This is a genomic window from Jatrophihabitans sp. (assembly GCF_051960575.1).
Classification (GTDB): domain Bacteria; phylum Actinomycetota; class Actinomycetes; order Mycobacteriales; family Jatrophihabitantaceae; genus JBQCEE01.
The window spans coordinates 1-9,656 of the sequence record NZ_JBQCEE010000020.1 but is presented as its reverse complement, the minus strand read 5'-3'; the positions used below and the strand labels follow the sequence as shown (position 1 = coordinate 9,656).

Below are 9,656 nucleotides of genomic sequence, written 5' to 3'. Positions count from 1 at the left end.
AGGGTGACGTGGACGTGACGGCGGTCGTCGACATGGTGTCCGGGCTCCTCGACGCTCCTGCTGCCGGGCAGCCGCCTGCCGCTGGAACGCCGCTGATCGCCGAGCTCGTCGCCGAGGTGTCGGCACCGCTGGTGACCGCCGCCGAGCCCGAGACCCAGCCGGTGATCCCGACCCAGGCCCCGCCCGCGCGGTAGGACCCGGCGCCGGCCGCCGCCGTTCGGGTGGTCGGGGACGCGCCCCTGCAGGCGGTCGCCATCGCCGTCGAGCCGGCGCCGGCCGCCGAGGCGGCGCACCCGGAGGGCGAGAAGCGCAACATCAGCGACAGCACCGTGCGGGTCGACGTCGCCCTGCTCGACACGCTCGTCCGCCTCGTCGGCGAGCTCGTCCTCACGCGCAACCAGATCCTGCAGCAGGCCGACTCGGCCGCCGATGTCGACCTCGTGCGCGCCTCGCAGCGCCTCGACCTGGTCGCGAGCGAGCTGCAGGAGTCGATCATGAAGACCCGCATGCAGCCGATCGGCAGCGTGTGGGCGAAGCTGCCGCGCGTCGTCCGCGACCTGGGCGCGCAGCTCGGCCGCAAGGTCAAGCTGCACATGGAGGGCCACGAGACCGAGCTCGACCGGTCGGTGCTCGAGGCGGTGAAGGACCCGCTGACCCACCTGGTGCGCAACGCGATCGACCACGGCATCGAGGCGCCCGAGGACCGCGTGGCCAAGGGCAAGCCGGCCGAGGGCACGCTCTCGCTGCGCGCGTTCCACGAGAGCGGCCAGGTCGTCGTCGAGATCTCCGCCGACGGCAAGGGCCTCGACCCGGCCAAGATCGGCCAGGTCGCCCTGCAGCGCGGCATCGTCACGCAGGACCAGCTCTCGCGCATGGACACCCGCGAGATCAACGACCTCATCTTCCGTCCCGGCTTCTCGACCGCGGCGGCCGTCACCAACGTCTCCGGACGCGGTGTCGGCATGGACGTCGTGCGCACGAACATCGAGCGCATCGGCGGCACCGCCGACATCACCAGCCGGCCGGGCAACGGCACCACCGTGCGTGTGCGCATCCCGCTGACGCTCGCGATCATCCCGGCGCTCGTCGTCGGCGAGGGCGGCGAGCGCTACGCGATCCCGCAGGTCAACCTGGTCGAGCTCGTCCGCCTCGAGGGCGAGGAACTGCGCAACAACATCGAGCACCTCGCCGGCGCGCCGGTGCTGCGCCTGCGCGGCCACCTGCTGCCGCTGGTGTCGATGGCCGGCGCGCTCGGAGTCGAGGAGGTGCGCGGCGAGGCGCTGACCATCGTGGTGGTGCAGGCCGACGACATCCGCTTCGGCCTCTCGGTCGCCGAGGTGCACGACACGCAGGAGATCGTCGTCAAGCCGATGGGCCGCCAGCTCAAGAGCCTGCCGATCTACGCCGGCGCCACGATCATGGGCGACGGCCGGGTCGCCCTCATCCTGGACGTCGCAGGCCTGGCGCACGCCCAGGGCGTCTCGGCCACCCCCGCGTCCACGACCGCCGACACCCGCGGCACCGACAGCGACGTCGAGGCCCTGCTCGTGCTCGACGTCGGTTCCGGCCGGCGGGCGGCGCTGCCGCTCGCCCAGGTCGCCCGGCTCGAGGAGTTCAGCGCCGACCGCATCGAGCGGTCGGGCCGGGCCGAGGTGGTGCAGTACCGCGACGGCCTGCTGCCGCTCGTCCGGCTCGCCAGCGCGATCGGCGTGCCCGAGCCGGCCGACGACCCCGAGCTCATCTCGGTGGTCGTGCACGGCGACGACGTCGACGGCCGCGTCGGCATCGTGGTCGGCCGCGTGCTCGACGTCGTCGAGACGTCGGTCAAGGCCAGCCGTGTCGGGCGCCGCAACGGTGTCATCGGCTCGGCCGTCGTGCAGGACCGCGTCACCGATCTCGTCGACCTCGACACCGTCGTCGCGCTGGCCGGGAGCTGATCGCCATGACCCTCACCATCCACGCCACCACCCAGTACTGCACGTTCTGGGCCGACGGGCTGTACTTCGGCCTCGCCGTCTACGACGTGCAGGAGGTGCTGCGCTACCAGGAGATGACGCCCGTCCCGCGCGCCCCCGAGGCCGTGACCGGGCTGATCAACCTGCGTGGCCAGATCGTCACCGCGATCGACCTGCGCCACCGGCTCGGCCTGCGCGAGCGGCCGGCCGACGAGGTGCCGATGAACGTGATCGTCCGCAGCCGCAACGAGGCCGTCAGTCTGCTCGTCGACGACATCGGCGACGTGATCGACATCGGGGACGCGCCGTTCGAGCCCGTCCCCGCCACCCTGCCGCTCACCGTCCGCGAGGCGGTGGTCGGCGTCATCTCCCTACCCGAAGCAATCCTGCTCGTGCTCGATGCAGACTGTGCCGCCGACGTCCCGGCGGGCCAGCGAACCCCCGGAGGAACGAAGTGACCGCACCCCACACCCCCCTCGACACCCGGACGCGGTCCGCCCGCGTTCCGTCGGCCCGCAGCGAGGAGGCCTCGCCCGAGCTCGACTCGGTGCTCGCCGACCTCGAGGCGCTGAAGGCCGAGTCGGCCGCCGACCTCGCCGCGGTCAGCCGCGTGCAGTCGGCCATCCACAGCACCCGGTCGGTCGACGAGGCCGCCCGCCGCGCCCTCGAGACGGTGCGGGACGCGTTCGGTTGGGCCTACGGCTCGTACTGGGCCGTCGACCCGTCGGACAACGCGCTGCACTTCGTCGTCGAGGACGGCGACGCCGGCGAGGAGTTCCGCAAGGTCACCCTCGCCGCGTCGTTCAAGGAGGGTGTGGGCCTGTCCGGCCGTGCCTGGCGCAGCCGTGACCTGTTCTTCACCCCTGACCTCGGCGAGATGACCGACTGTGTTCGCGCCCCGATCGCGCAGAAGGTGGGCGTCAAGTCGGGCGTCTGCTTCCCGATTATCGCCAACGGCGAGGTCGTCGGCACGATGGACTTCTTCGCCACCGAGACGCTCGACCTCTCGGACAACCGCCTCGAGGCGCTGCGTCTCGTCGGGCGCCTCGTCTCCGCCGCCTGCGAGCGGCTCGCCCGCCAGGCCGCGCAGGCCGCCTCCGCCGCCGACACGACCGCCGTGAACTCGGTGCTGTCGGCGCTGCAGAACTGCAGCACCATCGAGGACGCCGTGAAGTCGGCGCTCGACACGGTGCGCAACGCGTTCGGCTGGGCCTACGGGTCGTACTGGCCGCTGAACAAGGAGGACAACGCACTGCACTTCGGGCTCGAGTCCGGCGACGCCGGCCCCGAGTTCCGCGCCGTCACGCTGGCCGCCTCTTTCCGTGAGGGCGTCGGCCTGTCCGGCCGCGCCTGGGCCTCGCGCGACCTGTACTTCACCAAGGACATCGGCGAGATGACCGACTGCGTGCGGGCACCCGTCGCACAGAAGGTCGGCGTCAAGTCGGGCGTCTGCTTCCCGCTCATCATCAACGGCTCGGTCGTCGCGACGATGGACTTCTTCGCGACCGAGACGCTGTCGCCGACGGCCGAGCGGCTCGACGCGCTGCGCAACGTCGGCCGGCTGGTCTCGCAGGCCCTCGAGCGTATCGGCGCCGAGATCGCCCAGCGCGAGGCCGCCGAGGAACTGCGCGTCAAGGTCGACCAGGTGCTCGACGTCGTGAACACCGCGGTGAGCGGCGATCTGACCGTCGCGATGCCGGTGCACGGCACCGACGCGATCGGCCGCCTGGCCGAGGGTGTCGAGGCGCTCGTCGAGACCATGCGCAAGAACATCGCCGAGATCGGCAACACCGCCGAGTCGCTCGCCAACTCCGCCGACCACCTGACCGAGGTGTCCGGTGGCCTGGGCCGCGCGGCGACGCAGACCTCCGAGCGGGCCGCGAGCGCGTCGTCCGCGTCGGTGCAGGTGTCGGCGAGCATCCAGACGGTCGCCACCGCGGCCGAGGAGATGACCGCCTCGATCCGCGAGATCGCGAAGAACGCCGCCGCTGCGGCGGGTGTCGCCACCCAGGCCGTGCGGGTCGCCGGCGACGCCAAGGGCACCGTCGCGAGCCTGGGCGAGTCGAGCGCCGAGATCGGCAAGGTCATCAAGGTGATCACCTCGATCGCCCAGCAGACCAACCTGCTCGCCCTCAACGCCACCATCGAGGCGGCGCGGGCCGGCGAGGCCGGCAAGGGCTTCGCCGTGGTCGCGAACGAGGTCAAGGAGCTGGCCAAGGAGACGGCCCGCGCGACCGAGGACATCGGTCAGAAGATCGAGGCGATCCAGTCGAGCACCCGCGGTGCCGTCGAGGCGATCGACGAGATCGGCGGGATCATCGACAACATCAACGACATCCAGACGACGATCGCGTCGGCCGTCGAGGAGCAGACCGCGACGACCAACGAGATCGCCCGGAGCGTCACCGAGGCCGCGGGCGGCGCCAACGGCATCGCCTCGGACATCACCGACGTCGCCGATGCGGCCCAAGGTGCGCAGCGCGGTGCCGAGGACGCCAACGGTGCGGCGAGCACGCTGGCCGGCATGGCGTCCGAGCTCAAGCGGCTGGTGGGCCAGTTCCACTACGAGCGCCGCAGCGCCTGAGCCGTCGTCCGCCCTGATCCCGTCCCTGTCTCAACAACTGTGAAGGTAGGCCTGCCGTGACCGTGCGCGCCCTCGTGGTCGACGACTCCGTCGTCGTCCGGCGCACCGTCGCCACGGTGCTGGACGCGGCCGGCGACATCGAGGTCGTCGGTACCGCGTCCGACGGACGGATCGGGCTGCGGCGCATCGCCGAGCTCGAGCCGGACGTCGTCACCCTGGACGTCGAGATGCCGGGCCTCACCGGCATCGAGACGCTCGCCGAGATCCGCAAGAGCTGGCCGTCGCTGCCGGTCATCATGTACAGCACGCTGACCGAGCGCGGGGCCGTCGCCACCCTCGACGCCCTCGCGCTCGGTGCGAACGACTACGCCACCAAGCCCAGCGGAGCGAACAACCGCGACGAGGTGGCCGACCAGGTGCGTGACAGCCTGCTGCCGAAGGTGCGGATGTGGGGCAGCAGGTACGCCGAGCGCAAGCACCCGGCGTCCTCGGCACCGCCGGCGTCCTCGGCGTCGCAAGTGCTGACACCGCCGCGTCGCACGGTCGCAGCCGCCCCGGTCGTGACGGCAGCGCCCGTCGCCACCGTGGCACCGCGCACCGGTGCGGTCGACCTGCTCGTCGTCGGTGTGTCGACCGGCGGTCCGGACGCACTGGCGACGCTGCTGCCGATGCTGCCGGCGAACCTGCCGGTGCCGGTCGTGCTGGTGCAGCACATGCCGCCGGTGTTCACCGCGATGCTCGCCCAGCGGTTGGACAAGATCAGCCCGCTCACCGTGGTCGAGGCCGCCGGTGGCGAGCTCGCGAAGCCCGGCACGGTCTACGTCGCCCCCGGCGGCCACCACGTCGAGGTCACCCGCACCGCCGCGGGGTACCGGCTCGAGCTCTCGGACATCCCACCCGAGAACTCGTGCCGGCCGGCCGTCGACGTGCTGTTCCGCACCGCGGCGAAGGCCGCGAAGGCGGGCGTGCTCGGCGTCGTCCTGACCGGCATGGGACAGGACGGGCTCGAGGGCGCGAAGAACATCCTGGCCGCGGGCGGCCAGATGATCGTGCAGGACGAAGCCACCTCGGTCGTCTGGGGCATGCCCGGCTTCGTCGCAAAGGCCGGTCTCGCGTCGGCCGTCCTACCCCTTGACCAACTGGCCGGCGAGATCCTCCGTCGGACCCCCGCGACCCTGTGATGGGAGGACGCACATGCCTGTGAGCACGGAGGACTTCACCTTCCTCGCCGACTTCGTCCGGGACCGATCGGCCATCTCGATCGGTCCGGGCAAGGAGTACCTCGTCGAGTCACGGCTCATGCCCGTGGCCCGGGAGGTCGGCCTGGACGACCTCGCCGCCCTGGTCGGCGAGCTGCGCCGGCCGTTCCCGAACCCCGCTGTCAAGGAAAAGGTCATCGAGGCGATGACCACGAACGAGACCTCGTTCTTCCGCGACCACAGCCCCTTCGACGCGCTGCGGACGAAGGTCGTGCCCGACGTCCTCGAGCTCAAGGCGACGACGCGCAAGCTGCGCATCTGGAGCGCCGCCAGCTCGACCGGCCAGGAGCTGTACTCGATCGCGATGCTGCTCGACAGCCAGTTCCCGCAGCTCTCGACCTGGGACGTGACGCTGCACGGCACCGACCTGTCGAACGAGGTGCTGGCGAAGGCCCGCAGCGGCCGCTTCTCGGCCCTCGAGGTCAACCGCGGCCTGCCCGCGCCGCTGCTGGTCAAGTACTTCAAGCGCGAGGGCGCCGACTACGTCATCTCCGACATCATCAAGCAGAAGGCGACGTTCGAGCGGATCAACCTCGCCGAGGTCTGGCCGATCATGCCGGTGTTCGACGTGGTCTTCTGCCGCAACGTGCTCATCTACTTCGAGCTCGACGTGCGTCGTCAGATCCTCGAGAAGATCCGCAAGAACCTCACCCCCGGCGGCTACCTGTTCCTGGGGTCGTCCGAGTCCACCGTCGGCCTGGTCGACGGCTTCACCGCCGTCCGCGTCGACAACACCGTCGTCTACCGCAAGGAGGCCTGAACGTGAAAGCACTTGTCGTCGACGACTCGCGCGCCATGCGCATGGTGCTGCGCCGCATCGTCAGCGAGATCGGGTTCGAGGTGGTCGAGGCCGCCGACGGCCAGCAGGCCCTCGACAAGCTCGACGAGGGTGTGCCCGACGTCGCGCTGGTCGACTGGAACATGCCGGTCATGGACGGGCTGTCGTTCGTCACGGCCGCCCGCAGCCGGTCGGACGCCCGCCGCATGACGATCATGATGGTGACGACCGAGAGCGAGCACGGCCAGATCGTGCGTGCGCTCGCCGCCGGCGCCCACGAGTACCTCATCAAGCCGTTCACCGCCGACGCGCTGGTCGACAAGCTGCGCTTCCTCGGGCTGGTGCCGAACGAAGAGGCGGTGGCCTGGTGACCTCGACAGATGTTGTGATCGACGGCGTCGTGGTCGACGCCATGCTGTCGGACATCTTCCTCGCCCTGCTCGGTGAGGCGGATGTCTACGCCAACCCGGTGTCCGATGCCGACCTGTCGTTGTCGGCCTCGGTCTCGATGACGGGGGAGTGGCCCGGGCACGTCGTCGTCGGCTGCTCGGACGGGTTCGCGCGGCGTTTCGCGTCGCGGCTGTTCCTGACCGACATCGTCTCCGACTCGGACATCGTCGACGCGATCGGCGAACTGGCCAACGTGGTCGGCGGAAACGTCAAGTCCGTCGTTCCCGGGCCGAATGTGTTGTCGTTGCCGCACGTCGTTCGCGGCAGTGAGTACTGGCCCAACGCGGCCGAGGCTGTGCGCCTCGACCTGTGCTGGGAGGGCGAACCGCTACGGGTGTCGGTCTGGTCGGCCGCCTCGGTGAAGGAGTAGGACATGAAGGTCTTGATCGCTGACGACAGCCGCGTCATGCGTCAGATCGTGACGCGCACGCTGCGCCAGGCCGGCTACGGCCACGTGACGGTCGTCGAGGCGTCCAACGGCGCCGAAGGCCTCGCGATGTGCGCCGACGAGCAGCCCGACCTGGTGCTGTCCGACTGGAACATGCCGGAGATGACCGGCATCGAGTTCCTGCGGTCGCTGCGCTCGCAGGGCGACGCCCGGCCGTTCGGCTTCGTCACCTCCGAGGGTTCGCCCGCGATGCGTGACACCGCCGCCGAGGCCGGTGCGCTGTTCCTGATCGCGAAGCCGTTCAACGCGGACACCTTCCGCGACGTGCTCGAGCCGGTGCTGGGCTGAGGAGGCCACGATGACACTCGCCAATGACGTGCTGCCGCAGTCCAAGGAGATCCGTGACCTGCTGCTCGACCTGCTCGGTCGTGACGTCACGCTGAGCTACGGCGACGCCTGGGCGCCGTTGCCGCACGACAACGCCGTGACGGCCGAGTACATCGACGACCACGACCAGCTCGCAGTCGTCGTGGTGGTCGACCTGCCGTTCGCCGCCTACGTCGGGTCGGCCATCGGCCTGCTGCCCGCCGGCGGTGCGCAGGACATGGTCAAGGAGGGACGGCTCTCGTCCCCGGTGATCGACAACGTCTACGAGATCCTCAACATCCTCTCGTCGCTGTTCAACAAGGAGGGGCTCGACCACGTGCGGATCGGGAACCTCCACGGCCCCGGTGGCCCGCTGGCCGGCGACCTCAACACGGTCGTGCGTCGGCTGACCGGCCGCATGGACGTCAAGGTCGACGTGCAGGGCTACGGCCAGGGGCGGCTCGGCTTCGTCCTGCCCAACACTATCTGACGCTGCTCGACCTGCCGCCTTTTCGGGCGAAGGCGCGGCCCGCCATGGGGGTGGGCCGCGCCTTCGTGTTTTCTCAGGGTTGACCGACCGCTTGTTCTGGTTATAGTCACCATAACTAGAACAGGGAGATCGATATGGGGTGGCTCGACTGGCTGGTGCAGCCGTTGGACGAGGTGGTGTTCCGTCTGGGTGCGGACGCGGTGACATGGGCGGAGCTGCTCGGCTTCCTGACCGGCGGCGCCTGCGTGTGGCTGACGGTTCGTCGGCACGTGCTGAATTTCCCGGTCGGACTGGCGAACTCCGCTCTGTTCCTGGTGCTCTTCGCGGACGCCCGGCTCTGGGCCGATGCCTCGCTGCAGGTGCTGTTCCTCGTGCTCGGGGTGCTGGGCTGGTGGCAGTGGTGGCGCAGCGCCGGCGTGCCGACGCAGGTGCCGGTGCGGCGGTCCGGACGCATCGAGCTCGCGTGCTGTCTCGCGCTCGTGGTGGGCGGGACGGCCGTGCTCACCCTCGTGCTGCGGGCGGCCGACGACGCCGCGCCGTTCTGGGACGCCCTGACGACCGCGCTCTCGGTGTCCGCCCAGTGGCTGCTGAACAACCGCCGGTCGGCGACGTGGGGCTTCTGGATCGCCGCGGACATCGTGTACATCCCGCTCTACGCGGCGAAGGAGCTCTACCTCACGGCGGCGGTCTACGTGCTGTTCCTCGCCCTCTGTCTCGGCGGCCTGCGCGCGTGGAGCCGGGCGATGGCCGGCACTGCAGCCCCGCGCACGGTCGAGGCGGTCGCGGCGTGACGGCGTACCGTTCCGGCCTGCTCATCGGCAAGTTCTATCCGCCCCACGCCGGCCACCACCGCTCGATCCGCGCCGCGGCCGCGCGGTGCGACCGCTTCACCGTGCTGGTCATGAGCAGCGCCGCCGAGACGCTGTCGCTCGCCGACCGGATCGCCTGGCTGCGCGACGAGCACCCGGACGTCGACGTCGTCGGCATCCCGTGCGACGCGCCGCTGGACGTGACCGACGAGCAGGTCTGGACGGCGCAGGTCGCCTGCATGCGGGCGGCCCTGCGGCACCGCGGGACACGGCCGGTCGACGCGGTGTTCTGCGGGGACGCCTACGGTGACGAGCTCGCCGCCCGCTTCGGGGCGAAGGCGGTGCGCCTCGACAGGGAGGGCTGCTCGGCGACGGCGGTGCGCCGTGACCTCGCGGGGCACTGGGACCAGCTCGCCCCGGCGACCCGTGCCGGACTGACGTCGCGGGTGGTCGTGGTCGGCGCGGAGTCGACCGGGACGACCACCGTCTCGCGGGCGCTCGGCGAGCACTAACGAGCGCGCGGGAGTGCGGGGGAGGGGAACGGATGGGTGTTGGTGTTTGGGGGCGGCTACACCGG

12 protein-coding genes are annotated in these 9,656 nt (G+C 70.8%); all 12 read left to right on the top strand.

All coding sequences use genetic code 11. From position 1 onward, the window contains the following. A partial coding sequence (locus ACTHMS_RS00975) for a hypothetical protein (protein ID WP_440304809.1) occupies positions 1–194 on the top strand: 194 nt, incomplete at its 5' end. 27 nt (positions 195–221) lie between these two features. After that, positions 222–1,937 (top strand): chemotaxis protein CheA, encoded by a 1,716-nt coding sequence (locus tag ACTHMS_RS00970; protein WP_440304808.1) that lies wholly within the window; start codon positions 222–224, stop codon positions 1,935–1,937. 5 nt (positions 1,938–1,942) lie between these two features. After that, positions 1,943–2,413, top strand: coding sequence for a chemotaxis protein CheW (locus tag ACTHMS_RS00965; RefSeq protein WP_440304807.1), 471 nt, complete (start codon positions 1,943–1,945; stop codon positions 2,411–2,413). Continuing rightward, positions 2,410–4,539 carry a GAF domain-containing protein gene (locus tag ACTHMS_RS00960; RefSeq protein WP_440304806.1) on the top strand — a complete coding sequence of 710 codons (2,130 nt, stop codon included), beginning with the start codon at positions 2,410–2,412 and terminating at the stop codon, positions 4,537–4,539. The genes ACTHMS_RS00965 and ACTHMS_RS00960 overlap by 4 nt, the downstream gene beginning before the upstream one ends. A gap of 56 nt (positions 4,540–4,595) precedes the next feature. Continuing rightward, the gene (cheB, locus tag ACTHMS_RS00955) at positions 4,596–5,720 is read left to right on the top strand and encodes a chemotaxis-specific protein-glutamate methyltransferase CheB (RefSeq protein WP_440304805.1); all 1,125 of its coding nucleotides are present in this window, start codon (positions 4,596–4,598) and stop codon (positions 5,718–5,720) included. Positions 5,721–5,733: 13 nt separating this feature from the next. After that, positions 5,734–6,558 (top strand): CheR family methyltransferase, encoded by an 825-nt coding sequence (locus tag ACTHMS_RS00950; protein ID WP_440304804.1) that lies wholly within the window; start codon positions 5,734–5,736, stop codon positions 6,556–6,558. A gap of 2 nt (positions 6,559–6,560) precedes the next feature. Next, positions 6,561–6,947: a response regulator gene (locus ACTHMS_RS00945; RefSeq protein ID WP_440304803.1), complete on the top strand. Its 387-nt coding sequence runs from the start codon at positions 6,561–6,563 to the stop codon at positions 6,945–6,947. Then, positions 6,944–7,396, top strand: coding sequence for a chemotaxis protein CheX (locus ACTHMS_RS00940; protein ID WP_440304802.1), 453 nt, complete (start codon positions 6,944–6,946; stop codon positions 7,394–7,396). Before ACTHMS_RS00945 ends, ACTHMS_RS00940 begins: the two co-directional genes overlap by 4 nt. Positions 7,397–7,399: 3 nt before the next feature. Next, positions 7,400–7,762 (top strand): response regulator, encoded by a 363-nt coding sequence (locus tag ACTHMS_RS00935; protein WP_440304801.1) that lies wholly within the window; start codon positions 7,400–7,402, stop codon positions 7,760–7,762. A 10-nt stretch (positions 7,763–7,772) separates the two neighbouring features. After that, positions 7,773–8,270, top strand: a complete 498-nt coding sequence (locus ACTHMS_RS00930; RefSeq protein WP_440304800.1) for a hypothetical protein — start codon at positions 7,773–7,775, stop codon at positions 8,268–8,270. Positions 8,271–8,404: 134 nt separating this feature from the next. Then, positions 8,405–9,061: a nicotinamide riboside transporter PnuC gene (pnuC, locus tag ACTHMS_RS00925; RefSeq protein ID WP_440304799.1), complete on the top strand. Its 657-nt coding sequence runs from the start codon at positions 8,405–8,407 to the stop codon at positions 9,059–9,061. Next, positions 9,058–9,591 (top strand): hypothetical protein, encoded by a 534-nt coding sequence (locus ACTHMS_RS00920; RefSeq protein WP_440304798.1) that lies wholly within the window; start codon positions 9,058–9,060, stop codon positions 9,589–9,591. Before pnuC ends, ACTHMS_RS00920 begins: the two co-directional genes overlap by 4 nt. The last annotated feature ends 65 nt before the right edge of the window (positions 9,592–9,656 follow it).

Bases quoted from the DNA above. Each gene is read 5' to 3' on its own strand.
- ACTHMS_RS00965 (WP_440304807.1), top strand. From the start codon at position 1,943: ATGACCCTCACCATCCACGCCACCACCCAGTACTGCACGTTCTGGGCC.
- ACTHMS_RS00950 (WP_440304804.1), top strand. From the start codon at position 5,734: ATGCCTGTGAGCACGGAGGACTTCACCTTCCTCGCCGACTTCGTCCGG.
- ACTHMS_RS00930 (WP_440304800.1), top strand. From the start codon at position 7,773: ATGACACTCGCCAATGACGTGCTGCCGCAGTCCAAGGAGATCCGTGAC.
- ACTHMS_RS00935 (WP_440304801.1), top strand. From the start codon at position 7,400: ATGAAGGTCTTGATCGCTGACGACAGCCGCGTCATGCGTCAGATCGTG.
- pnuC (WP_440304799.1), top strand. From the start codon at position 8,405: ATGGGGTGGCTCGACTGGCTGGTGCAGCCGTTGGACGAGGTGGTGTTC.